The sequence below is a fragment of the Stutzerimonas stutzeri genome, from assembly GCF_019090095.1.
GTDB classification, from domain to species: Bacteria; Pseudomonadota; Gammaproteobacteria; order Pseudomonadales; family Pseudomonadaceae; genus Stutzerimonas; species Stutzerimonas stutzeri_AN.
The window spans coordinates 326,239-349,203 of the sequence record NZ_JAGQFP010000001.1; the positions used below are offsets into that span (position 1 = coordinate 326,239).

The window sequence follows — 22,965 nt, forward strand, 5'->3', positions numbered from 1 at the left end:
CCGATGAACATGTCTGCTCAATTGGGTGCCGGCCTCAGTCTCAAGCCGGAGTACTACGAGGCGGCGCATGCCTGTACCGCCTCCGGGCTCTGGTTCGAAGTGCATCCGGAGAACTACATGCTCAGCGGCGGCCCTCGTCTGGCCTGGCTGGAAGCCGTCGGCGAGCGCCATCCACTGTCGCTGCACGGTGTGTCGTTATCGCTGGCAGCCGATTGCCCACCGGACGAGTCGCACCTGCAACGCCTCAAAACCTTGGCCGAACGGGTTCGGCCAGCCCTTGTTTCGGAGCACCTTGCCTGGTCCGCCTGGCGAGGTCAGTACCACCCCGACCTGTTGCCGTTTCCTCGCACCGATGCGGCCCTTGCGCGGATCGTCGACAACGTGCAACGCACCCAGGAGTACCTGGGCCGGCAAATCGCGGTGGAAAACCCCAGCCATTACCTGCGCATCGAGGGGCACGAGTGGGACGAGATCGACTTTCTCGCCGAACTCGCCAGGCGCAGCGGCTGCGGTCTGTTACTCGACGTCAACAACGTACACGTCAGCGCCCACAACCTGGGGTTCGATGCGCGTGCCTATGTCGATCGATTCCCGGCCCAAGCCGTGCTCGAGGTTCATCTGGCCGGCCACAGCCAGGATGCTCAGGGCGATTCGGGCCTGTTGATCGACTCCCACGACGCACCGATCACCGCAGCGGTATGGGCCTTGTACCAGCGCCTGATCGAGCGGATCGGCGCGCGGCCGACGCTGATCGAACGGGATGATCAATTGCCGGCGTTCACCGACTTGCTGAGCGAGCGCGACTGCGCGCAGCGCGTACTCGATGGCCAGAGGAGGGTGGGATGAGCCTGTCGCTGGGACATTTTCAGGACGCGTTCGTCGAGGCCCTGCAAGGTGTCGAGCCGGCCGCGTACGACGAAGCGGAGGCGGTGATCGCGGCGCTTGCCGCGCAGCCCGGCTTCGCGGTCTATCGCAATACCGTGATGAAAGGCTGCGTGGATGCGCTGCGGGCCAACTTCCCGACGGTCGAGCGGCTGGTCGGCGGCGAATGGTTTGCCGCCGCGGCGGCGGTCTATGCCCGGCGCTCGCCGCCGGTAATGGCGCAACTGATCGAATATGGCGCCGACTTTGCGGACTTTCTGCAGGCCTTCGAGCCCGCCCGCGAGCTGCCTTATCTCGCCGGGGTGGCGCGACTCGATCGGCTCTGGATCGAAGCGTTCAGCGCGGCGGAACAAGCCCCGCTGACGCTGGCTGCAATCGCGGGACTGGCGCCCGAACAGCTCGCCGGGCTGCGCCTCAGGCCAACCGCGGCCGCGCGCTGGCAGTGGTTCGCATTGCCGGTCTTCACCATCTGGCGCTGCAACCGAGAGCAGCAGGAGGTGCCCCAGTTGCTGCTCTGGCAGGGCGAAGGTGGCCTGCTGTATCGCCGGGGCGAACGCGTGGGCTGGCAGCCGTTAGGGGCTGGCGGCTGCGCGTTTCTCGATGCCTGCGCAGCGCAATGCAGCCTGGACGAAGCCTCGGCAAGGGCGCTACAGGCCCAACCCGATCTGGACTTCAACGACTTGCTGGCTCGCCTGTTCGAGGCCGGTGTCTTTGCCGCTGAGCCGAGCGACCTGACCCACAGTGGAGGTAATTGAAATGGACGCCACACGCAGCCCTCTATCCACCACACCATCGCGGTTGCTGCACCCCTGGAATCGCATCGCGGGCTGGCTGCAGGGCGTGATCAGCGATTCGACGCTGTCGCTGGTCGCGCGCCTGGGCATTGCCGCGGTGTTCTTCTATTCCGGGCGGACCAAGGTCAGCGGCATCCTGACCATCAAGCCGGGCACCTACGACCTGTTCGAGACCGAGTACGCCTTGCCGCTGCTACCGCCGCACCTGGCGGCACACCTGGCCACCTACGCCGAGCATCTGTTTCCCGTGTTGCTGGTGCTGGGGCTGCTGGCGCGGCTGTCGGCGCTGGCGCTGCTGGGGATGACGCTGGTGATTCAGGTGTTCGTCTATCCCGACGCCTGGCCCACCCATCTCACCTGGATCGGCCTGATGCTGGTGGTCATCGGTCGTGGTGCCGGCTGGTGGTCACTGGACCGGTTGTTGGGGATTCGCTGAGCCGTGCGGGTGAACGGCTCCGCTGTGGCGTAGGAGCAGGCTCTGCCTGCAATCCGAGATTCAGCCGGTGCGTCGCGACTCTTTTCGCAGGTAGAACCTGCTCCTACATAGAGCCGCCGCGCTGTAGGAGCAGGCTCTGCCTGCGACCCGAGGTTCAGCCGGTGCGTCGTGGCCCTGTTCGCAGGTAGAACCTGCTCCTACATAGAGCCGCCGCGCTGTAGGAGCAGGCTCTGCCTGCGACCCGAGGTTCTGCCGGTGCGTCGCGACTCTTTTCGCAGGTAGAACCTGCTCCTACATAGAGCCGCCGCGCTGTAGGAGCAGGCTCTGCCTGCGACCCGAGGTTCAGCCGGTGCGTCGTGGCCCTGTTCGCAGGTAGAACCTGCTCCTACATAGAGCCGCCGCGCTGTAGGAGCAGGCTCTGCCTGCGACCCGAGGTTCAGCCGGTGCGTCGCGGTCCTTTTCGCAGGTAGAACCTGCTCCTACCTAAAGCGGCTGTGCTGTAGGAGCCGGCTCTGCCTGCGACCCGAGGTTTCAGCCGGTGTCGTGGCCCTGTTCGCAGGTAGAACCTGCTCCTACATAGAGCCGCCGCGCTGTAGGAGTTGGCTCTGCCTGCGACCCGAGGTTTCAGCCGGTGTGTCGTGGCCCTGTTCGCAGGTAGAACCTGCTCTTACATAGAGCCGCCGCGCTGTAGGAGCAGGCTCTGCCTGCGACCCGAGGTTCAGCCGGTGCGTCGCGGTCCTTTTCGCAGGTAGAACCTGCTCCTACCTAAAGCGGCTGTGCTGTAGGAGCCGGCTCTGCCTGCGACCCGAGGTTTCAGCCGGTGTGTCGTGGCCCTGTTCGCAGGTAGAACCTGCTCCTACATAGAGCCGCCGTGCTGTAGGAGCTGGCTCTGCCTGCGACCTGTGGGGCTAGCCGAGGTCGCGGCAGAACTTAACCAGGATAAAACTCGACAGGCTTGTGGCAGTCCAACGGCTGTCCGCGCATTCGGCAGATACGCTGCCGATACCGCGCCTCAACACCAGGAGAGCCGATGGCTACTATCGACCTGCTGATCAGCGATTGCGACGGCGTGATCGTCGACAGCGAAATCATCAGCCACCGCGTGTTGTTCGAGGCCTTGAGCCTGCACATACCCGCCGACCGCCTGGACGAAGCCCTGGAAGGGACCTTCGGCCTGACGGTGCCAAGCATCATCGACCTCATCGAGAAGCGCTTCGACCTGCAGATGCCTGCCACTTTCGATGCCGACCTGCGTCGGCAAAGCGAGCAGGTGGTGGCCGAGGAGGTCCAGGCGATCCCGGGCGTGCGCGACGCGCTGCTCGCCATCGATCTGCCGCTGGCCGTGGCCTCCAACAGCCGTCTGCATAACGTCGAGGCATCGCTGCGGCGCGCTGGGCTGACCGAGCGTGTCGCGGGCCATATCTTCTGCGCCGAGATGGTGCCATCGCCCAAACCGGCGCCGGATGTCTACCTGCTGGCCGCCGAGCGCATGGGTGTGCTGCCGGGGCATTGCCTGGTGGTCGAGGACAGCCCGACCGGCGTACTGGCAGCGCGCACCGCGGGCATGCGAGTGATCGGCTTTACCGGCGCCAGCCACATTCCGGCCGGCCATGATCAGGCCTTGCGTGAACTGGGTGTGACCGCTGTCGTTCATGACATGCGTGACCTGCCGGCAACGGTTGCGCGCCTGCGCGACAGCTGAGCGGTCGTCTAATGGCGCGCAACCGTCCAGCCGTGTTCTGGTCAGTACTGTAACGGACAAGGTGAACAGCCGATGGGCAAGCGCTGGAAGTGGTTTCTGATTCGTATCCTCAAGCGGCCCTGGTTCCGGGCCAGCCTGTTTTCCATCCTGGGCGTCGCAACGGCCCTGCTGGCCCTCGCGCTGGCGCCCTACATACCGGATTCGGTGCCGACCAAGATCGGGTCGGACGCCGTCGACAACATCCTCAACGTGCTGGCGTCGAGCATGCTCGCCGTCACCACCTTCTCCCTGAGCATCATGGTGGCGGCCTATGGGTCGGCGACCAGCAACGTCACGCCTCGCGCCATCTCATTGCTGGTCGAGGACCCGACCACGCAAAACACGCTGTCCACCTTCATCGGCTCGTTCATCTTCAGCCTGGTCGGCATCATCGCCTTGAGCACTGGGCTGTACAGCAAAGAGGGGCGCGTGGTGCTCTTCGCCGCCACCTTGCTCGTGGTGGTCATGGTGATCTACGCGCTGTTGCGCTGGATCGACCAGCTGTCTGGCTTGGGACGGGTCGCGGAGACCACGGCGCGGGTAGAGAAGGCTGCGACCCGGGCGCTGTGCCAGCGGATGGAGCAACCCTTTCTCGGTGGCCGCCCACTCGACGTCAACCCGATCGCGATACCCGGTGCACGCCCGCTGTACGCCGACAAGATCGGATTCGTCCAACACATCGACATGCCCGCGCTCGGGGCGCTGACGCAAGACGATACCAGCGCGGTCTACATCTGCGTGCTGCCGGGCGTGTTCATCGAGCCGACCCAACCGATCGCCTGGGCGGTGGGGATCGAAGAGCGTTGTGACGCCAAGCTGCGCGCCGCTTTCGTCATTGGCGCGCAACGCACCTTCGAGCGCGACCCGCGGTTCGGTATCACCGTTCTGGCCGAAATCGCCTCGCGCGCCTTGTCGCCTGGTATCAACGACCAGGGCACCGCTGTCGACGTCATCGGGCGCGGCCTGCGCGTCCTGTCGCACCTGAGCAGACCTACGCCGCCGGAGCAGCCCCTTTATGAGCGGGTATTCGCGCCAGGGCTCGGGGTGGCGGACATCATCGACGACTTCTTCACCCCCATCGCCCGCGACGGCGCTGCAATCGTGGAGGTCGGGCTGTGCCTGCAACAGGCCCTGGCCTCGCTCGATCGCCTCGGCGACGCGACCGTCTCGCTGGCCGCGCGACACCAGGCCGAACTGGCACTTGAACGCGCCGAAAAGGCACTGACCCTGGGGGAGGATTGGCAGCGTGTCAGGCAGGCGGTGGCCCGTTTCGATTTGCCTGACGCGGCGCGTTAGGGTTGCTGTAACGATTTTTCCGGGCAGCCGGGTGGATGAAACGGCGCTCAGTCAGTCGTCGATAGGGTGCTTGCGGCCATCTGCTTGACCGCTTCGACCAGCGGCGCGACTCGCTCGGCCTGGCCATGCGACCAGACGGCATAGAGGTTGTAATGAGCCGGGATTTCCGCGCAGGTCAGTTCCACCAAGCGCCCTGCGCGTAACGCGTCAGCGGCCAGCAAGCCGCGCACCAAACCAACTCCCACGCCGGCCTCGGCAGCGGCCATCAGGTTGGCGGCGTTGTCGAATACCACGACCGCTGCCGGCTCCTCCGGCGGCAGGCCAGCGGCGTCCAGCCAGGGAATCCAGGAGCGCCGTGTATAGCCCAGCAGGGGCAGTTCCAACACCTGCTCCGGGCCGATCGGCGCGGTTAGTTCATAGCGGCTTAGCAGGGCAGGTGCGGCCACGGCGATTACGCGATCGGCGCAAATCTGCATCATCTCGCAGTCATCCCAGTCGCCGTAGCCATAGCGCAGCGACACATCCACCCGTTCGAACGAGGGCCGTTCGGCGCGCGGCATCGACATCAGCATCAGCTCATGGCCCGGCAGTGCACTGAGCAGCTCTGGCAGCCGGGCATTCAGCCAACTCTGCGCCAGCTCGCTGTCGACATCGATGGTCATGCGTAGCGGCACCTTGCGGTTCTTGACTGACGACAAGGCCCGGTCGACCTGGGCCAAGCCGTCCGCGAGGACGCTGGCGAACAGCTGCCCTGCATCGGTGAGGTTGCTGCCGCCGCCTTCGCGGATGAACAGCGGCTGGCCGATGAATTCCTCCAGCGAGCGAATCTGCTGGCTGATTGCGCTATGGCTTAGATCCAGCTTCCGCGCTGCGCTGGAAAAACTCCCAGTGCGCGCCGCATGCAAGAAGGCGTTCATCGACTGCACCGACGGATAGCGTTTGTACATGGCTGTTAGCTCTACTTACAGAGGTTGGCAGAAATGGTCGCTGGCTGGGTTGTTAACCGGACTTCAATAATCGCGGCAGACACGGCAAGCGAAAATCGCGCCGGCGGAAGAGGGACTGCTGATGATCGAACTCCTGGTGAACGGTACCCAGCATAGGTTGGATATCGCCTCGGAATCCATGCCACTGCTCTGGGTGCTGCGCGACCGCTTGCACCTGACGGGCAGCAAATTCGGCTGCGGCGGCGGTTTTTGCGGCGCCTGCACGGTGCACCTGGACGGCATGCCGGTGCGGTCCTGTCAGATTCCGGTATCGGCTGCCGCTGGCCGTGAGATCACCACCATCGAGGGGCTGTCGCCCACGGGCGAACACCCGCTGCAACTGGCCTGGGTTGCCGAAGACGTTCCGCAATGTGGCTACTGCCAGTCGGGCCAGCTGATGTCCGCGGCAGCGCTGCTGGCATCGGGCAAGGTCATAAACGATGAAACCATCGCTCAAGCCATGTCCGGAAACATCTGCCGCTGTGGCACCTATGCGCGCATCAACAAAGCCATCAAACGCGCGGCCAGTTCGCCGCAGGAGGCCTGATGTCCAGCCAGGATAAAGAGGTGGTAGTACTGCCACGTCGCGATTTTCTCAAGCTCAGTACCGTGCTGGCTTCGGGACTGGCGATTGGCTTTCACTGGCCGCAGTTACTGAGCAGCGCCGTTGCCGCGGACAGCGCAGTGGCAGCGGGCACGCCATTTGAGCCGAACGCCTGGGTGCGCGTACTGGCCGACAACAGCGTCAAGATCGTCGCGCACAAGCACGACTCCGGTACCGGCACGCTGACGGCGCTGGCCGCCTGCGTGGCTGAGGAGCTGGATGTCGACCCCATGCAGATCGAGGTCATCACCCCAGAGAATCCCTTCTTCGAGGTGTATATCCACCCGGTCTGGAAGGTCTTCTCGACCGGCGGCAGTACCAGTGTTTCGCTGGAATACGATCGTCTGCGTCAAGCTGGCGCCACTGCGCGAGCGTTACTACTGGCTGCTGCTGCCGAGCAATGGACGGTTAGCCCGGCCAGCTGCAGCAGCCAGGATGGCCGTATCGTGCACGCGGCAAGCGGGCGTAGCGCCAGCTATGGCGATCTGGCCGAAGCCGCTGCGCAGCTGCCTGTTCCAGAACACGTGGCGCTGAAGGACCCGGCGCAGTTCAAGTACATCGGCAAGCTGAAACACAAGCGCCACGCCGCCGAGAAGGTCAATGGCAGCTTCCGCTACAGCATCGACGTGACCTTGCCTGGTATGTGGGTAGCGGTGATCGAGCGCGCCCCGGTCATCGGTGCCAAGGTGCTGGACGTGGATGCCAGCGCGGCCTTGCAGGTCCCAGGGGTGTATCAGGTCATGCAGGTTCCGGCGCATCCGGAGGTGCTTGGCGGCAACTTCGAAGGGGTCGCGGTGCTGGCCCAGGACTATTGGTCCGCCGAACGAGGCCGGGCGGCGTTGCAAATACGCTGGAGCGAGAGTCGCTTTGCCGATTTCAACAGCGCGGCGTTAGGCGCTGAACAAGCGACGTATCTCGAGAGTGGGCAAGCCCCCTTGGTGCCGACCATCGTCAGCGGCGACGTCGAGGCTCATTGGGCGCAGGCGGGCACGCTGCTCGAAGCCGATTACCTGATGCCCTACAAGGTGCAGAACCCGCTCGAGCCGGTGTGCATTACGGCCTGGGTCAAGGATGCCGGCATCAGTTATTGGGGCGGTGTGCAGGTGCCATCTTCGGCAGGCGAAGCTGCGCAGGTGGTGTGCGGCATTCCGATGGAGAACGTCACCATCAACGATACGGTGTCGGGCGGCAGCTTCGGTGCGCGTGAATCGAAATACTGGCTGTTTGAAGTGGCCTATCTGGCCAACAGGACCGGTAGACCGGTCAAGTTGATCAACAGCCGCACGGATGAAATGCGCTCGTTGTTTGGCCATCCAGCCACGTTTCATCGGCTAAAGGGTTCGCTGGATGCCAAGGGCAATCTCAGCGGCCTGCAACTGCGCGCTGTGTCGCCGGCCTCGCCGGAGCAATGGGAGCCGGGTTACCTGGAGCGCCCGGATCAGATGGACTACAGCACCACCGAGGCGATCTCGCCCTGGGATTTCGCCTACCGTGCCGAGCATATGGACATCGGCTGGGTGCGTCACGAAACCGGGGTTCCCACCGGCTGGTATCGCTCCGTCAGCTTCATTCCCAACGTATTCGCCGTGGAAAGCTTCATGGATGAACTGGCTGATGCGGCCGGGCGTGATCCGCTGGAGTTTCGTCTGGCGCACATGCATGAACGGCCACGGCACGTCAGCGTGTTGCGCCAGGCCGCCGAGCGTGCCGGCTGGGGCAGGCCGCAACCGGCCGGCACTTCGCTGGGTATCGCGACTAACCAGGCTTATCACAGCTATGTGGCTGTGGTCGCCAAGCTTGTTCAGGAGCAAGGTCGGATACGTATCGACAAACTCACATGCGCAGTCGATTGCGGTTTGGCGGTATCGCCGGGCGGGGTCGAGGAGCAGATCTACGGCGGTCTGATGTGGGGCCTGGGGCATGCGTTGTTCGATCGCATGGACATCCAGAATGGCCGAGTGCTGCAAAGCAATTTCCACGACTACCGCGTGGCGCGCATGAGCGACATGCCTGAAATCGAAATCATCCTGCTGCAAGAGGAACGCGACAAACCTGGCGGGGTGGGGGAACTGACCAGCCCGCCCGTCGCGCCGGCTATCGCCAACGCACTGTTCCGGCTAACCGGCGATCGGCAGCGCAGCACCCCACTGGAACTCGCTGTTCGCACGAACGTTTGAGGCGCAAACCTTGCTCCGTCTGGTACAGGCCAACACTAGGGCCGTTTGCTCCCGGCCTCTCGGGAGCAAACGGCCGCGGCGGAAGTTGTGCTGGTGTGAGCCCATGCCTACCCGAGCATTTTTGTACGCGGCCCACCGTGCAGCTGATGACTCGGTTGTGCTGTCGCGCGGACTGGTAGCAGATGAACCTAAGCGAGGGGCGGGTTGACCATGCAGCATCTGGATCTACAGGTTATTGAACAGGCCCTGTCCTGGTCCCGTGCCGGAGAGGTCGTCTGGCTGTGCACGGTGCTGGCCACGTTCGGCTCCTCGCCGCGTGAGCCCGGTTCGCTACTGGCGGCACGTCGTCAGGGTGGGCATATCGGTTCGCTGTCGGGAGGCTGCGTCGAGGAAGACTTTCTCGAGCGGCTACAGGCTGGTGAGTTCGAGTGTGCGGTTACGACCTTGCGCTATGGCGACCCGAGCGGACCCACGGGGCCGCGGATTTCACTGCCCTGCGGCGGCATCCTGAAAGTGCTGGTCGAACGGTTGCCGGCGGATGCGGCAACCTGGGATCAGTTGGAATGTTTGCGCGCCACGCTGCTGGGCCAGCGCCATCTGATCCGCCGCGTTGATCTGCGCACTGGTCAAACGCAGCTGTGCGAAGACGATGGCCTGGGCCCCTGCGTGGTCGAGGCGGTGGACGGGCACTCGATACAGATTCGCGTCGGCCCGGCTGCACGGTTGATCATCGCCGGTATCTCGCCGGTTTCGATTATCTGTGCACAGTTCGCTCGAGCCTTGGGCTTCGAGGTGATCGTTTGCGATCCACGCGAGGAGGTGCATGCTGGTTTCGACGGGGCTGGCGTTGAGGTTCGTCTGCAACTGCCTTCGCAATTCATTGCCGCCGATGGTTGCCATCGAGCCACTGCAATCGTGGCCTTGACCCACGATCCGCGCATCGATGACCTGGCCATGATAGAGGCCGTGCGTACGCCAGCCTTTTATATTGGCGTGATGGGTTCGCAGCGAACCTCTGCCGCAAGGGCCGAGCGCTTACGTCGCTCCGGTGGTCTGAGTGAGGCCGATATCGCACGTCTGCACATGCCCATAGGCCTGGCTTTGGGAAGCAAGACACCGGCTGAAATTGCGTTAGCCGCCGTCGCCGATATCGTCCGCGTCTACCGCGATCGGCCGCGCGGAGCGCTCTGAGGGCGGCGCCAAGCGTTGAACAAGGTCATCGGTCACGGCCTGAGCGTGCAGACGTACCTGAGCAGACCGATGCCACCGGAACAGCCTCGCTATGAGCGGGCATTCGCGCCAGGGCTTGGGGGGACGGGCATGATCGATGACGTCTTCACACTCATCGCCCGTGACGGCACCGCAATCATGGACGTAGGCCTGCAACAGGCCCTGGCCTCACTTGATCGCCTCGGCGCCGCAACCACCAGGCCGAACTGGTACCCGAACGCGCCGAAAAGACCCTGGCGGAGCATTGGCAGCGTGTCAGGTAGGCGGTGGCCCGCTTCGATTTGCCTGATGCGGCGCGTTAAGGGGTTGTTGTAACGGTTTTTCCGAGCCCGTAAGCCATCCTGCAGTGGCGTTTTGACAAGTGCTTTGCTGGGTCTTGATGACCTAGTCGCGAACCTGTTTCTTGGCCCTGTGGGCTAGGACGTGGCAACGATAGAGTGTGTCTACCGCTTGCGTTACGGCACCGGTGCAACCCTCTCTTACTAGGAATGAACGCCATGTCCCAACGTCTTGACTACTTCAAGCTATCCCCCGACGCCGCTGGAAAATACGCCGAATTATCCCAGCTGTTGAGCAAGAAGCCGTTCCTCGCCGAGGTGGGGCACCTCGTCACGCTACGGGCGTCGCAGATCAATGGCTGTGCTTTTTGCGTGGATATGCATGTCAAGGAAGCCAAGCTTCACGGCGAACGTGAATTGCGTTTGCACCACGTGACGGTCTGGCGTGAGTCGACGCTGTTCTCGGCGCGCGAACGCGCTGCGCTGGAATGGACCGAGGCCTTGACCCGGCTTGAAGCGCACGGCGTGTCTGACGAGATCTACAACAGCGTGCGCGAACAGTTGACCGATGCCGAGCTCGCAGATTTGTCCTTCCTGATCATTTCAATCAACGGCTGGAACCGCCTGAGCGTCGCGTTCCGGGCAGTTCCTGGGTCGGCAGACAAGCTTTACGGACTGGAAAAGGCCGACCTTCACTAAGCTCTATACGAAAAGTTGTCGAGCGAAGGTCAGGCAAGGCGAAAACGCTCGAAGAAGCCCAGTTTACGCCTTGTAAATGAGCATTCTGACCGGGCTGGCGTACCAGAGCGATTTCAACGCAGCATCCCCGAGCGCAGGCACTTTTCGTACAAAGCCTAGAGGTCGGGCCGAACGCTCGCCGCGGGACGTCCAGGTGGCGGCAGCCGATCGTCCTTGCGGTGGGCAGTGCATCAGTCGAGCAATCCCGCGATGCGCTCGGCGATGTCTGCTGCCGAGTCCGCATCATTCACATTGGTGAAACCCATCAGCAACCCCTGGCGCACCGGCACGTCTCGGTACCAGTCGGACAGCGCCTGCAGTGCCAGACCGGCGCGCGGTGCGCGTGCGGCTATGGCGCGGTCGTCCAGCCCATCGGCCAGGCAGGCCAGCACGTGCATGCCACCCGCCCTCAGCTCCAGATGCATACGCTCGCCGAGCCGTGCAGTCAGTGCTTCGCACAACAATGCTCTGCGGTGCGCATACAGGCTGCGCATCTTTTTCAAGTGACGGGCGAAATGGCCTTCTTCGATGAACGTCGCGGTGGCGCGTTGCAGCAATTGGGGACAATGGTTGTGCAAGGTGTCGGCCATTCGTACGAACTGCGCGACTTGCTCATTCGGCACCACGAGATAGGCTAGGCGAAGACCGGGTATCAGCACTTTGCTGAACGATCCGGTGTAGAGCACGCGCCCTTGAGTATCTAGGCTCTTCAGGGCAGGCAACGGTCGCCCGATGTAGCGATACTCACTGTCATAGTCGTCCTCGATGATCCAGCTGCGCTGCTCGTTTGCCCAGGCCAATAGCGCCTGCCGACGGGGCAGCGACAGCGAGACGCCTAAAGGGCTCTGATGCGACGGGGTGACGACCGCAAAACGCGCGTCGGGCGCGCGCTCGATACCGATATCAACGCGCAGCCCTTGTTCGTCCACCGGAACAGGAACGAGTTGGGTATTGGCTTCTTCGAGAAATCGCCGCGCCAGAAAATAGCCCGGGTCCTCGAACCAGCCACGGTCACCCGCCTTCAATACGCAGCGTGAGATCAGTTCAAGACAGGCACGATAGCCCGCGCAAATGAACACTTGATCCGGCGTGCAAGCGATGCCTCGGGATATGGCGAGGTAGCGGGCAAGCTCGATACGCAGCGCTTCATCGCCGTGCGGGTTGGGATAGATCATGCCGTCCAGGCCGCCTTGTTGAATGGCGCGGCTGGCGATGCGCGTCCAGGTCTTGCGCGGAAATGCGTCGAGCGCCGGCAGGCCCATCTGCAAAGGTAGCGGCGCGCGGCCGGTGTGAATTACTTCATAGGCAGTAGGTGCAGGCGAAGCCGGATTTATGCTGGGCGGCGCCGGCGACAGCTGTGGGCAGACGATCGTCCCCGCCGGACCTCGAGTCTCCAGATATCCTTCCCCGATCAGCAGCTGATAGGCCGCTTCCACCGTGCCTCGTGCCAGATTCAGCTCGGACGCCAGCGCCCGCACCGATGGAACCCGATCGCCGGGCTTCAGCTGACCGGTGCTGATGGCGTCGCGGTAGCGGACGTACAGTTGGCGGAAAACGGGAAGGGTATTCGCGCGATCCGGCATTTCGCGACCTGGCATCGAGACCTCCTACAGATGGCTGCCGAATAGTAGCGCACGCGGGCGTAGCGGTCGGCGGCGAGTGGCGCAGCGTGACATGCCCGGTCACCGCGTCGTGGCGAGCCGTCGCGTATACGATGCCCCATGCATCCTTGTCTTTTTTGGCCCTGTGAGCAGGGCGGCGGCGGACCTATGGTGAGGACCCCTTTCGTAGAGGAATCGACCATGAAGACTGCGCCAACCTTTCGCTATCTGAGCGAGGAAACCGATCTGCGCGGAGCCCTCGAACTGATGCGCGAGCTACGACCCCACCTGGTGGACGAGGCGGCATTCCTCGCCCAGATGGCGCGCCAGTTCGAGCAACATTATCGGTTGCTAAGTGCTTGGCGCGACGATGAACTGGTCGGCCTGGCGGGCTTCCGCGCGCAGGAGAACCTGCTCTATGGCCGGTTCGTCTATGTGGACGATCTGGTGGTCGCACAATCACAGCGTCAGAAGGGCGTAGGGGCGCAGCTGTTGGGCGTCGTGCGACGCGAGGCAACACGCGATGGTTACGCACATCTGGTGCTCGATACCGGACTGCATATGCCGCTCGCGCAGCGGTTCTACTTCCGCGAAGGCCTGCTTGCCAAAGGGATGCACTTCGTTCAGCCATTGCACAATGAGGGACCGCTCCATGCGTGAGATTCTGTTGATCAATGCGAGCCCGCGCCCAGATGTGTCCATTGGATACGAGCTGGCAAATGAACTGGTCGATGTCGTGCGCATCCGTCGTCCCGATCTGATTGTGACGCGACGGGATCTAGCCGGCGTCGCGCTCGCGCCTTTGAGCGAGTCCTATGCAGATGCACTCACGCGTCGAACTCCGGATACCGACCCGGTCTTCACTGTATCTGAAAGCCTGATTGGCGAACTCGAGCGCAGCGACGCACTGCTGATCGCCACGCCCATGCACAATTTCACGATACCGGCGGTACTAAAGCTCTGGATCGATCATGTCGTCCGGATCGGTCGTACCTTCGCCGCGACGCCCGATGGCAAAGTCGGGTTGCTAGCGGACCGGCCCGTTTATGTGATCGTCAGTTCCGGTGGTTTCCACCGCGGTGTTCGAGCGCGCCAACCCGACTTCCTGACCGCATACCTGCGCCATGTGCTGAGCACCATCGGCCTGTTCGATGTGCACTTCGTCTATCTGCAAGGGCTGGTCGCCGGCGAGGAAACAGTAAAGGCCGAATGCGAGGCGGCACGCCAACGGTTGTCGATGGAGCCACTGTTCGCACGTCATGAGCCGGCCTGACTGCAGAGTATGTCGAAAGAGTAAGCGTAGGACCCGGAAGGGCCGGTTATCTGCTGGCGGCTCACTCTCCGTTACCAGTTGGTTCTGAGGCGTAACGTCTGCTTTCGGCCAAAAGCGGCCGGAGCACGTTCGATGCCCTGCCCTAAGATCTGGAAGTGTCTACAGAAGAAGGGCTGATTCAGATTGCAAGCGGATGGCTATCTTGGCTCCATCACGCCTGCATCAGACGCCGAATCCAGCGACGGTAGCGCATGCTACGAATTGCAATGTCCAACTGTTGTTCCAGAAGCGCATACGCAGGTGACACGTTGGGTTTGGTTGGCCGCCCTCGACTCAAACGACGTATTTGATGCTTCACCATTGCCATATAGCCGATGGAGGCAAGAACCTTGTTCTTCCAGGTTATGCCTCGCATCGCCGGTGCATTCTGGGCACCTTCGCGCCACTCTTTCGGCAAGTGAGGGTCAATTGCTAACGCAGTGGCCATGCCAACCATACCGATGCCACTGTTCAAAACTTGTTCAGCAATCGGCAATCGTCGGATCCCGCCGGTGACCATGATCGGGATCGTTGCGACAGAGGAGATTTCCTTGGCGAACTCCAGAAAGTAGGCTTCGCGCGCCAGCGTTTGCCCATCACGGGCCTGCCCATGCATGGCGGGCGCCTCATAGCTGCCGCCTGACAGCTCGATCAGATCAACCCCAAGCGGATCGAGCATCTCGACGACCCTCTTTGCATCGTCCGAGCTGAAGCCTCCACGCTGGAAATCGGCGGAATTGATCTTCACCGCAACCGCGAATTGCTTGCCCACGCTAGCGCGTACGCCCTTGACGATCTCGACCAGCAGCCGCGCCCGGTTCTCAACCGAACCGCCCCATTGGTCTTGCCGCTTGTTCGTGATTGGGGAGAGAAACTGGCTTAGCAGGTAGCCATGTGCCGCGTGAACCTGTACGCCATTGAATCCAAACTGCTCGGCAAGCATCGCAGTCTTGATAAAACGGCTCTTTACATTCTGGATGTCAGTTTCAGTCATAGCCCTAGGTGGTTTGAACTGTTTGGAAAAGCTGCCCATTTGCATGGCCACCTCGGACGGGGCAATGGTGTCCTGTTGCAGCGCGGCCGGCATTTGCCTACCAGGGTGATTGATCTGCATCCAAACATGGCCGCCTCTGGATCGAGCTGCGGCTGACCACGCCTTGAATCGATCGGCAAATTCATCACTCTCCAGAACCACGCCGCCCGGCCCGGTCATTGCGTGACGATCAATCATGACATTGCCAGTGAGCATCAGGCCCACCTCGCCCTCCGCCCACGTCCGATACAGGCGAATCAAGGTAGCCGATGGCGCGTGGTCTTGATCGCCCATGCTTTCTTCCATTGCAGCTTTGGCAAAACGATTCGGAATGACCGCCCCGTTGGGCAGCGTAAGGGGAGTAAACGCCAGCATGATGTGCGCCCTAAGTGGATACTAGGGGGCATTAAAACTTTGAACATAAGTTTAAGGTCAAGGCGAATTTACAACACCGGACCATGGGCACGCTCCGCTCCAGTAGAGCTCGTTAGAACTATCGAAGCCCGTTCCTCAATCTTCGGTTGGATGTGCTGCATGTCTGGCGATCACGGGGCGCCACAGTCCTAACAACTGGACACAAAACCCTCGATTGACATTAAAGCTAACTTCAAACTTACCCTCGCCCGGCGATGCCATTCATCTCCGAGGCGATACAAATGAACGTTACTTACCTAGCCCCCATCTTAGCCACCTTCCTGCTGGCCAAAGCCGCAGCTGTGCATGCGGCCGAAACCACCACTATTCAGATCGGCAGCCACGACGTACCCGTGGTGAAAGGGGGCCTGTATGACCGCTTTCGCTCCAACCCACCACTTTCCGTCATTGCCGCCGAATCACCGAAAACCGACTTGAGCTGGTTCAACGGGATCGAGAAGGAAAAAGTCGATATTGGCTTTGAAAGTTATTCCCCGAACTTCTACTACGAAAACAGCCGGGTCACCGCCATTTTCACCGCTGACCTGGCGCGCCTCCGCGAGTTGATGCCGCCCGAGATTTTGGAGCAGGTGCAGCCGCTGCAAGTGTGGCCTGGCCGAGGGGTTGTCGCGCTGACCGCTTACGCCTACCACTACTGCGATAACGACAGCTACAACGAGATCGGCCTGTCTGTCGTCACCAACAAACCCGAATCGTCGAACTGGGGGCCGCTCTCCTTGATGGGACAGTCGTTCTCCGATGACTTCTGGGGCTATGTGCTGAAGTTGCCCGTCGATACCAAGCTGGCTGAGGTGCGTGGCGTTGTTGGTTACAACCTTCCCAAATGGCTGACGCGCATCGACTACAACGAGGGCGAGAACAACGTTGTCGTCAAAATCTTCGACAGCGAAACCCAGGCGCTGGACCTGACGCTGGAGACGCGCAAGCTCGACGTTTCTTCCAGCAACGAAAACTTGGTAACGACCAGCTTCACGAACATCGACCAGCAAGGGCAACTGACCACCGGCTACAGCATTTCCCGTCAGTTGCGCCATGCCAGCACGTCGGATGCCGGTGCGGTGAAGCTGACGCTGACGGACGGCAGCCTTTCTCGCTTCATCGAGTCGCTGAAGCTGGGAAAGATGGTCAAGTACGAGTACGTCCCCGACTTCCAGGCGGCGCTGTACGCGCCCAAACCGCTGAAGCCCTAACCGCCGGAGACACATCATCATGCTCGATGAAGACAGCGCCCGCATAGCCGACCTGCTGCACCGCCAGCGCCAAGCATTCCTCCACGACGGCCCGCCGGATCTGCCGCTGCGCAAGTCGCGGCTCGCCCGGCTGCGCGCCGCCGTGCTCGCACACCGCGAGGCGCTGAAGGACGCGGTCAGCGCCGATTTTGGCAACCGTTCGCGCCACGAGACCGACATCATGGAACTGTCCTGTGTCGTCCAGGCCATTGATTACCTGTCCAGCCACCTGCGCCGCTTCATGAAGCGTGAGCGTCGCCATGTGCAATTTGTCTACCGCTCAGCGCGCGCCTACGTGGAATACCAACCGCTCGGTGTCGTGGGCATTATGGCGCCGTGGAACTACCCCATCTCCCTCACTCTGGTGCCGCTGGCCACTGCGCTGGCGGCCGGCAACCGTGCCATGCTCAAACCCTCGGAACTGACCCCGCGCATCAGCGAGGCGCTGCGGCAGATGCTGGCGGAGACTTTCACGGAAGATGAAGTGGCCTTGGTGCTGGGTGGCCCTGATGTCGGCGCCGCATTCAGCGCCCTGCCTTTCGATCACCTGCTATTCACCGGCAGCACGCAGGTGGGTCGTAAGGTGATGCGCGCCGCCAGTGACAACCTGGTGCCCGTGACCCTGGAGCTGGGCGGCAAGAGTCCCGCCATCGTGGCGCGCGGCCACGTCAACGACCGTACTCTGCAAAACCTGGTGTACGGCAAGCTTTCCAATGCGGGCCAGACCTGCGTGGCACCGGACTATGCGCTAGTACATGAAGACGACCTTGAGGCGTTTATCGCCCGCTATACCGCTACGGTACAACGCTTTTACCCAGATGGCCCGGCCAGCTCCGACTACACGACCATAGTTAGCGACGGCCACTACGACCGGCTGCGCGGGCTGGTAGACAATGCGCGCCGCAACGGCGCACGCGTTATCGAAGTCGGCGCGCGCCCTGATCACCTGCCTGGGCGCCAGCGCACCCTGGTGCCCACGCTTGTCGTTAGTGTTAGCGATGAAGCGCCGATCATGCAGGAAGAAATCTTCGGCCCGATCCTTCCGGTACGTACCTATGCCGACATCGAGGAGGCTATCGCCTACGTAAACGCGCGGCCCCGCCCGCTCGCGCTCTACTACTTCGGCGCCGAGGACGGCGACTGCGGCCAGGTGCTGGCGCGCACCACCTCCGGCAACGTGGGCATCAACAACACTCTAATGCACGTAGCACAGGATGATCTGCCCTTCGGTGGGGTCGGCGCGAGCGGCATGGGGGCCTATCACGGCATCGAGGGCTTCCGTGCGATGAGCCATGCCAAGGGCGTGTTCGTGCAAGGCCGCTGGAACTTCCCCGGCCTACTTCATGCTCCGTTTGGCAAGCTTGCCAAGATGGCCATCTCCTTCACTTTGGGACAAAACAAGACATCATCGCGATGACCACCGGAGAGCTCGACCGGTGTGAGAGCACAGTACGTCTGCATCTGACGAAGGTATTGGCTTGTTGACGAGAGCGAAACGGCACGCCATGGACTGTCGCAATCATGGCAAAAATGCGGGTTCATGCTTCGGCCGATTTCAAACGGGTAGAACGTAGGTTTCGCCGGATGAACAACATTCGTTGTTGCCCCAATGCTCACTATCTGTGTGTGGTTCGATAATAACTTTGAAGTAATGTTTAACGTCACACTACTTGGAGCAACTCAGTCATGAAAATTGGAGAGCTCGCACAGCGCACAGGTCTCGCGCCTTCACGTATCCGATTCTATGAACGTATCGGTCTGCTTAAGATGGTCGAACGAAAGCAAAACGGGTATCGCAGTTACCCCAACGATGCAGTCTTGGCTCTCAAACTCATTTCCGCCGGGCAGCGTGCAGGCTTCAGTTTGGACGAGTTGCGCGCGCTGTTGCCCAGCGATCTCGCTAGCTGGGAACATGGCAATCTGCTCGAAACTCTACGCCGCAAGGTTCAAGACATCGAGACACTGCAAGCGCAACTCGCACAAAGCAAAGCAGAGCTGATTGGGCTGATAGCGCAGATCGAAGCTAAGCCGCTGGATATGGACTGCGCCGCCAATGCCCGCCGCGTACTCTCGGAAATACCGATGGCGGAAACCGGCAATGCACCGCGACCCACTAAAACACATCGTCATCGCGATTAGAGGATAAGCGCTAATAGGAATGCAACCGCTCGACAGGTTCGGCATGCATAAAGGACACGCTGGCCGATTAGTTATATCCGTTGTTTTTATCAACTTAATCAGTCGGTGGCGTCGTGGCCTCGCATTCGGTCTACGCCCAATGGCGGCTTTTGGCCGGTAGCCGCCTCTGCCCAGACGCAGCTACCGGCCCCAATCCGTCGATCTGCGGCGGCCGATGCCGAAAGGGCGTATTCGATGCTATGTGAATAACAGCCCGTGCAGCAGGCGAGGAGATCGAAGACTTTGAAGTGCTAATGCCCGACTCGCAGCGTGGCGCGGGCGGCAGTAGAAGCGCGGACTGAGAACCCATGCGTAACAGGTCTTATGGCCGATTGATAGGATCGGGATACCATCGAGCCAGCCCAAAAACCATGCAGCCAACCTCTCTTGCCGCACCCACCAGTACCATGTCGACCGAGCTCTACGGCATTACAGCCATTACTCACTCCAGCGGCGCAAAAGCCTGGAGAGTGACCCTTTTTCGTGACGGTAGAAAAGTCATTGATAAGGAGTTCCCGCATCTGACGCACGGAGGCGAGGCTTTGGCGCTGCAGAAAGCCCAGGCCTGCCGTGACGAAATGATGCTCCAGTACCCGCCGAGACACAGCCGAGAGGTACGGAAAAAGGTTCGCAAGACCAATACGAGTGGCCACCCGGGCGTCACGCGCTATCGCATGGGTAGGTACTGGTACTGGGTCGCACAGACCAAACGCCGCGACGGTAAGCCGATCAAAAAGTCGTTTCGGATCGACCTGTATGGTGAGCAACAGGCGAAAGCGCATGCGATCGCCGAACGTGATCGTCAACTCGCGGGGATTGATCATCGCGTGTTTCGCTCGGCTGGTGGCGAGCAGCATTACGAAAGGCTGCTCCGTGGCGCTCGTCCAGGCACCCCGTGATCAGCCAGGAATTTGGCCAACGGCCTGTGTAGTTCCTGACTAAGTTTGATCTGCGTCTTGTTTCCAAACTGTTTCTTATCCAAACGTGATTTGCGCACGAGGGTGTGCAAGAACCTGCCATTGCTTTGCGGCTAGCCTTCGCGCCTTGGAATAAGTCGTCATGCTGGCTCTGGCCGGTCATGTGCAGGAAGCAGAGGAAACAGGATGTTCTCACCGGCCAACCAGAAGCAATTTGCGCTCAGAATCCTTGGGGTCCAGCATGACTTTCAGGTGCTCTCGTTCAAAGGGCGCGAAGGTCTCAATAGCCCCTATGCCTTCGATATCGAGCTGATCAGCGACCGCCCTGATTTCGATTACCTCGCGCTACGAAACAAGTCGGCGTTCCTTGAGGTTGGCCCTGGCGGAACGGGTTTTCATGGTCTGATTCACAGCGCAGCCCAGGGTGAATCCGGCAAGCGAATGACGCGCTATCGTGTGTCCCTCGTCCCTCAGTTGCAGTACCTGGCCCATCGCTACAACCAGCGCATCTTTCAGCATCTGTCCGTGCCGAGCATCATCGCGGCGGTGCTACAGGAGCACGGCATCCTGGCCAACACGTTCCGCTTTACGCTGTCCGGTGAGTACCTACCACGCGAATACTGCGTTCAGTACGACGAGAGCGATCTTCACTTCGTCAATCGCCTATGCGAGGAAGAGGGCATTCACTACCACTTCGAGCACGGCCAGACAGAACACGTGTTGGTGTTTGGTGACGACCAGACGGTGTTTCCCGAACTGGGCGCTGCGACCTACCAGCAAGATTCCGGGATGGTCGCAGACCATCAGGTTGTGAGGGCTTTCTCCGCCCAGGGGAACACGCGCACCTCGCGCGTCACGCGACGCGATTACAATTTCGAGACGCCGCGCCTGGTCATGCAAGCGGGACATTCGAGTGTGCAAACCCCGGACCTGGAAGACTATGACTATCCAGGACGCTTCCTGGACCGGTCTCGCGGAAAGCACCTGAGTCGCCGGGCTACCGAACGCCATCAGGCCGATCAGCATATCGCCGAAGGCCGAAGCGACATCGCAGAGTTGCGCAGCGGCCATTTCATGCCGCTCGCCGACCATCCTCGACCGGATTGGAATGAGCTATGGCTGCTCACCGATGTGTTGCACGAAGGCAAACAACCCCAAGTGCTCGAAGAATCCGTGACGCTATCGGCAGATGATGGGGATGATTTCCAGCAGGGCTACCGCAACGCGTTTGTGGCGACCCCCTGGAACGCGATCTATCGGCCACCGCTACGCCACTTCAAGCGAACCATTAGCGGGAGCCAGACGGCCTGCGTCACGGGCCCGGAGGGTGAAGAGATTCACTGTGATCGATACGGCCGCGTCCGCGTCCAGTTTCACTGGGACCGTGATGGTCAGCTGAACGACAAGTCGAGTTGTTGGCTACGGGTCTCCAGCAGTTGGGCGGGCGGGCAATACGGCGGTATCGCAATTCCTCGCGTTGGCATGGAAGTCCTGGTGACCTTCCTTGAGGGCGATCCCGACCAGCCCTTGGTCACCGGCTGCCTGTACCACGCCACCAACGAGGTGCCCTACGAGCTACCAACGCATAAGACCCGTACCGTTTTCAAAACCCTCAGCTCTCCCGGCGGCGGCGGTTATAACGAGCTGCGTATCGAGGACCGTAAGGGCGAAGAGCAGATATTCGTCCATGCCCAGCGCGATTGGGATGAAAACATCGAGAACGACCAGCATATCCGTGTAGGTCACGAGCGACACGATACGGTCGAGGCCAATAGCTACACCGAGCTGCGCAAGGAAGAGCACCGCACCACGTATCTCGATCGTAAAGTTCAGCTCAAGGCCAGCGACCACCTGACGGTAGGCAGTGATCAGCACACCAGGATCGGGACCGGACAGTACGTCCAGGTCGGTAAAGAGTTTCACCTCTCGGCTGGGCAGAAAGTGGTCATCGACGCAGGAGCCGAGCTGACCATCCAGGCCGGTGGCAGCTTTATCAAGCTTGATCCGGGCGGGGTGACCATCGTCGGCGCACAGGTGAAGATCAACTCGGGTGGCGCGCCAGGAAAAGGGGCGGGCGCCCGCCCCATCCTGCCGGTAAACAGCGAGCCGGTGGACCCGGGTGCTGGCCCTGGCACGACCGTCAATTTCTATCGTACCCAGGCGCTGGCCGGTCATCTGTTGGTCGAGAAAAACTGCAGCCTGTGCGCGCAGGGTACCTGCGAGGTGCACGCCTATGTCTAAGGTGTCTGCCGTCCAGCCCATCGTGATGCCGTTCGACCCAGACGCAGAGGTTGCAGACGGCTGCTGCTTCGTCATTCTCGACGGCGCGTTCGATGAAGACCTTGCGATGCAGGTTTACCTCAAGGCCAACGACGGTCTCCCGATCTGGTATCCGCTAGTCGTCGACACGCCTTACGCTGAGCTTTACAAGGTCAGCCCCTGTCTCGTCGAGTGCGAGGATCAACCCCAACTGCTCGACTATGCATCGGCCATGCTTAACCAACTCGATGCGGGTTGCGTGCTGTGGCTTGAAGGCGGTGTGCATCCGGACCAGGCGGCCGCGCACTGCCGCAGCCTGCTGAGCGCGCGGGACGAGCGTAACCAGGAGCGATTCTTTCGCTTTTTCGAGCCGCGCTGGCTCGAGCCGCTGTTCTCCGTCATGTCGCCTGAAGAGGCCTGCAGTTTTCTCGGGCCATTCACCGCTATCGCGTGGCGCAACGAGCGAGGCTGGCGCCAGGTGACGCGGTTCGGTTCATGGAGCGGCATGGTCAGCGATCGTGGTTGGTTTTGGCTTGACGGCGAGCGGCAGGCGCAGCTCAGCCGAGCGCGCCTGCCGATGATTGCTGCACAGCTCTCCAGCGATTACCTGCCTCATCATCCGCAAGCCACCGAAGAGCGTGTTCATGACGCGCTGATCGAAGCGGGGCAGTGGGGTTTCGATGACCTTGCCTCCCAGGAACGATGGTTGCGTCTGGATCTTCAGCTTCCCGCCGGCACACTTTCTTCCCCCTCGGCCCGCCAGATACTGACCCGCCAGGACTTCGCCAAGGGCGAGAAGCTCGACGCGCTCGAGCAAACGACTGCATAAGGAACGTGCA

20 protein-coding genes are annotated in these 22,965 nt (G+C 61.5%); 17 read left to right on the forward strand and 3 right to left on the reverse strand.

The features are described from left to right. Positions 1-3 precede the first annotated feature (3 nt). The 5 genes from KVO92_RS01400 to KVO92_RS01420 all read left to right on the forward strand — a co-directional run bounded on the left by KVO92_RS01400 (position 4) and on the right by KVO92_RS01420 (position 5,149). Positions 4-846: a DUF692 domain-containing protein gene (locus tag KVO92_RS01400; RefSeq protein WP_217473915.1), complete on the forward strand. Its 843-nt coding sequence runs from the start codon at positions 4-6 to the stop codon at positions 844-846. Continuing rightward, positions 843-1,637 carry a DNA-binding domain-containing protein gene (locus KVO92_RS01405; protein WP_217473916.1) on the forward strand — a complete coding sequence of 265 codons (795 nt, stop codon included), beginning with the start codon at positions 843-845 and terminating at the stop codon, positions 1,635-1,637. Before KVO92_RS01400 ends, KVO92_RS01405 begins: the two co-directional genes overlap by 4 nt. 1 nt (position 1,638) lies before the next feature. After that, entirely contained in the window at positions 1,639-2,112 is a 474-nt protein-coding gene (locus tag KVO92_RS01410) for a DoxX family protein (protein ID WP_217473917.1), read from the forward strand. Positions 2,113-3,142: 1,030 nt separating this feature from the next. Beyond that, the gene (locus KVO92_RS01415; protein WP_217473918.1) at positions 3,143-3,814 is read left to right on the forward strand and encodes an HAD family hydrolase; all 672 of its coding nucleotides are present in this window, start codon (positions 3,143-3,145) and stop codon (positions 3,812-3,814) included. Between the two features lie 72 nt (positions 3,815-3,886). Further along, positions 3,887-5,149 (forward strand): DUF2254 domain-containing protein, encoded by a 1,263-nt coding sequence (locus tag KVO92_RS01420; protein WP_217473919.1) that lies wholly within the window; start codon positions 3,887-3,889, stop codon positions 5,147-5,149. 47 nt (positions 5,150-5,196) lie between these two features. Here the strand turns inward: KVO92_RS01420 and KVO92_RS01425 are convergent, their stop codons facing one another. Continuing rightward, positions 5,197-6,096 (reverse strand): LysR substrate-binding domain-containing protein, encoded by a 900-nt coding sequence (locus KVO92_RS01425; RefSeq protein ID WP_217473920.1) that lies wholly within the window; start codon positions 6,094-6,096, stop codon positions 5,197-5,199. Between the two features lie 121 nt (positions 6,097-6,217). On the opposite strand from KVO92_RS01425, the gene KVO92_RS01430 reads away from it, so the two are divergent. The 4 genes from KVO92_RS01430 (at position 6,218) to KVO92_RS01445 (ending at position 11,123) form a co-directional block, all read left to right on the forward strand. Next, positions 6,218-6,682 carry a (2Fe-2S)-binding protein gene (locus KVO92_RS01430; RefSeq protein ID WP_217473921.1) on the forward strand — a complete coding sequence of 155 codons (465 nt, stop codon included), beginning with the start codon at positions 6,218-6,220 and terminating at the stop codon, positions 6,680-6,682. Next, entirely contained in the window at positions 6,682-8,916 is a 2,235-nt protein-coding gene (locus KVO92_RS01435) for a xanthine dehydrogenase family protein molybdopterin-binding subunit (RefSeq protein WP_217473922.1), read from the forward strand. The genes KVO92_RS01430 and KVO92_RS01435 overlap by 1 nt, the downstream gene beginning before the upstream one ends. Before the next feature lie 210 nt (positions 8,917-9,126). Further along, positions 9,127-10,107 carry an XdhC family protein gene (locus KVO92_RS01440; protein ID WP_217473923.1) on the forward strand — a complete coding sequence of 327 codons (981 nt, stop codon included), beginning with the start codon at positions 9,127-9,129 and terminating at the stop codon, positions 10,105-10,107. A 536-nt stretch (positions 10,108-10,643) separates the two neighbouring features. Continuing rightward, positions 10,644-11,123: a carboxymuconolactone decarboxylase family protein gene (locus KVO92_RS01445; protein ID WP_254621256.1), complete on the forward strand. Its 480-nt coding sequence runs from the start codon at positions 10,644-10,646 to the stop codon at positions 11,121-11,123. Between the two features lie 230 nt (positions 11,124-11,353). Here the strand turns inward: KVO92_RS01445 and KVO92_RS01450 are convergent, their stop codons facing one another. Beyond that, complete coding sequence (locus tag KVO92_RS01450) at positions 11,354-12,760, reverse strand: PLP-dependent aminotransferase family protein (protein WP_217473925.1); 1,407 nt, start codon at positions 12,758-12,760, stop codon at positions 11,354-11,356. A 204-nt stretch (positions 12,761-12,964) separates the two neighbouring features. Here KVO92_RS01450 and KVO92_RS01455 point away from each other — a divergent pair, with 204 nt between their 5' ends. After that, the gene (locus KVO92_RS01455; RefSeq protein ID WP_217473926.1) at positions 12,965-13,423 is read left to right on the forward strand and encodes a GNAT family N-acetyltransferase; all 459 of its coding nucleotides are present in this window, start codon (positions 12,965-12,967) and stop codon (positions 13,421-13,423) included. Then, entirely contained in the window at positions 13,416-14,036 is a 621-nt protein-coding gene (locus tag KVO92_RS01460) for an FMN-dependent NADH-azoreductase (RefSeq protein WP_217473927.1), read from the forward strand. The genes KVO92_RS01455 and KVO92_RS01460 overlap by 8 nt, the downstream gene beginning before the upstream one ends. 211 nt (positions 14,037-14,247) lie before the next feature. On the opposite strand, the gene KVO92_RS01465 is transcribed toward KVO92_RS01460, so the two are convergent. Then, positions 14,248-15,483, reverse strand: a complete 1,236-nt coding sequence (locus tag KVO92_RS01465) for an NADH:flavin oxidoreductase/NADH oxidase family protein (protein ID WP_217473928.1) — start codon at positions 15,481-15,483, stop codon at positions 14,248-14,250. Between the two features lie 281 nt (positions 15,484-15,764). On the opposite strand from KVO92_RS01465, the gene KVO92_RS01470 reads away from it, so the two are divergent. The 6 genes from KVO92_RS01470 to KVO92_RS01495 all read left to right on the forward strand — a co-directional run bounded on the left by KVO92_RS01470 (position 15,765) and on the right by KVO92_RS01495 (position 22,955). Then, entirely contained in the window at positions 15,765-16,733 is a 969-nt protein-coding gene (locus KVO92_RS01470; RefSeq protein ID WP_254621257.1) for an acetoacetate decarboxylase (ADC), read from the forward strand. A gap of 19 nt (positions 16,734-16,752) precedes the next feature. Then, on the forward strand, positions 16,753-18,189 hold the full coding sequence (locus KVO92_RS01475) for a coniferyl aldehyde dehydrogenase (RefSeq protein WP_254621258.1): 1,437 nt from the start codon (positions 16,753-16,755) through the stop codon (positions 18,187-18,189). A 269-nt stretch (positions 18,190-18,458) separates the two neighbouring features. Beyond that, entirely contained in the window at positions 18,459-18,911 is a 453-nt protein-coding gene (locus KVO92_RS01480; RefSeq protein WP_217473929.1) for a MerR family transcriptional regulator, read from the forward strand. A gap of 446 nt (positions 18,912-19,357) precedes the next feature. Next, positions 19,358-19,849, forward strand: a complete 492-nt coding sequence (locus tag KVO92_RS01485) for an AP2 domain-containing protein (protein ID WP_217473930.1) — start codon at positions 19,358-19,360, stop codon at positions 19,847-19,849. 204 nt (positions 19,850-20,053) lie between these two features. Next, entirely contained in the window at positions 20,054-22,108 is a 2,055-nt protein-coding gene (tssI, locus tag KVO92_RS01490; protein WP_217473931.1) for a type VI secretion system tip protein TssI/VgrG, read from the forward strand. Continuing rightward, positions 22,101-22,955, forward strand: coding sequence for a DUF4123 domain-containing protein (locus tag KVO92_RS01495; RefSeq protein WP_217473932.1), 855 nt, complete (start codon positions 22,101-22,103; stop codon positions 22,953-22,955). The genes tssI and KVO92_RS01495 overlap by 8 nt, the downstream gene beginning before the upstream one ends. Positions 22,956-22,965 lie beyond the last annotated feature (10 nt).

Excerpts from the sequence above, each read along its gene's own strand:
- KVO92_RS01400 (WP_217473915.1), top strand. The coding sequence starts at position 4 with ATGAACATGTCTGCTCAATTGGGTGCCGGCCTCAGTCTCAAGCCGGAG.
- KVO92_RS01405 (WP_217473916.1), top strand. The coding sequence starts at position 843 with ATGAGCCTGTCGCTGGGACATTTTCAGGACGCGTTCGTCGAGGCCCTG.
- KVO92_RS01410 (WP_217473917.1), top strand. The coding sequence starts at position 1,639 with ATGGACGCCACACGCAGCCCTCTATCCACCACACCATCGCGGTTGCTG.
- KVO92_RS01415 (WP_217473918.1), top strand. The coding sequence starts at position 3,143 with ATGGCTACTATCGACCTGCTGATCAGCGATTGCGACGGCGTGATCGTC.
- KVO92_RS01420 (WP_217473919.1), top strand. The coding sequence starts at position 3,887 with ATGGGCAAGCGCTGGAAGTGGTTTCTGATTCGTATCCTCAAGCGGCCC.
- KVO92_RS01425 (WP_217473920.1), bottom strand. The coding sequence starts at position 6,096 with ATGTACAAACGCTATCCGTCGGTGCAGTCGATGAACGCCTTCTTGCAT.
- KVO92_RS01430 (WP_217473921.1), top strand. The coding sequence starts at position 6,218 with ATGATCGAACTCCTGGTGAACGGTACCCAGCATAGGTTGGATATCGCC.
- KVO92_RS01435 (WP_217473922.1), top strand. The coding sequence starts at position 6,682 with ATGTCCAGCCAGGATAAAGAGGTGGTAGTACTGCCACGTCGCGATTTT.
- KVO92_RS01440 (WP_217473923.1), top strand. The coding sequence starts at position 9,127 with ATGCAGCATCTGGATCTACAGGTTATTGAACAGGCCCTGTCCTGGTCC.
- KVO92_RS01445 (WP_254621256.1), top strand. The coding sequence starts at position 10,644 with ATGTCCCAACGTCTTGACTACTTCAAGCTATCCCCCGACGCCGCTGGA.
- KVO92_RS01450 (WP_217473925.1), bottom strand. The coding sequence starts at position 12,760 with ATGCCAGGTCGCGAAATGCCGGATCGCGCGAATACCCTTCCCGTTTTC.
- KVO92_RS01455 (WP_217473926.1), top strand. The coding sequence starts at position 12,965 with ATGAAGACTGCGCCAACCTTTCGCTATCTGAGCGAGGAAACCGATCTG.
- KVO92_RS01460 (WP_217473927.1), top strand. The coding sequence starts at position 13,416 with ATGCGTGAGATTCTGTTGATCAATGCGAGCCCGCGCCCAGATGTGTCC.
- KVO92_RS01465 (WP_217473928.1), bottom strand. The coding sequence starts at position 15,483 with ATGCTGGCGTTTACTCCCCTTACGCTGCCCAACGGGGCGGTCATTCCG.
- KVO92_RS01470 (WP_254621257.1), top strand. The coding sequence starts at position 15,765 with ATGAACGTTACTTACCTAGCCCCCATCTTAGCCACCTTCCTGCTGGCC.
- KVO92_RS01475 (WP_254621258.1), top strand. The coding sequence starts at position 16,753 with ATGCTCGATGAAGACAGCGCCCGCATAGCCGACCTGCTGCACCGCCAG.
- KVO92_RS01480 (WP_217473929.1), top strand. The coding sequence starts at position 18,459 with ATGAAAATTGGAGAGCTCGCACAGCGCACAGGTCTCGCGCCTTCACGT.
- KVO92_RS01485 (WP_217473930.1), top strand. The coding sequence starts at position 19,358 with ATGTCGACCGAGCTCTACGGCATTACAGCCATTACTCACTCCAGCGGC.
- tssI (WP_217473931.1), top strand. The coding sequence starts at position 20,054 with ATGTTCTCACCGGCCAACCAGAAGCAATTTGCGCTCAGAATCCTTGGG.
- KVO92_RS01495 (WP_217473932.1), top strand. The coding sequence starts at position 22,101 with ATGTCTAAGGTGTCTGCCGTCCAGCCCATCGTGATGCCGTTCGACCCA.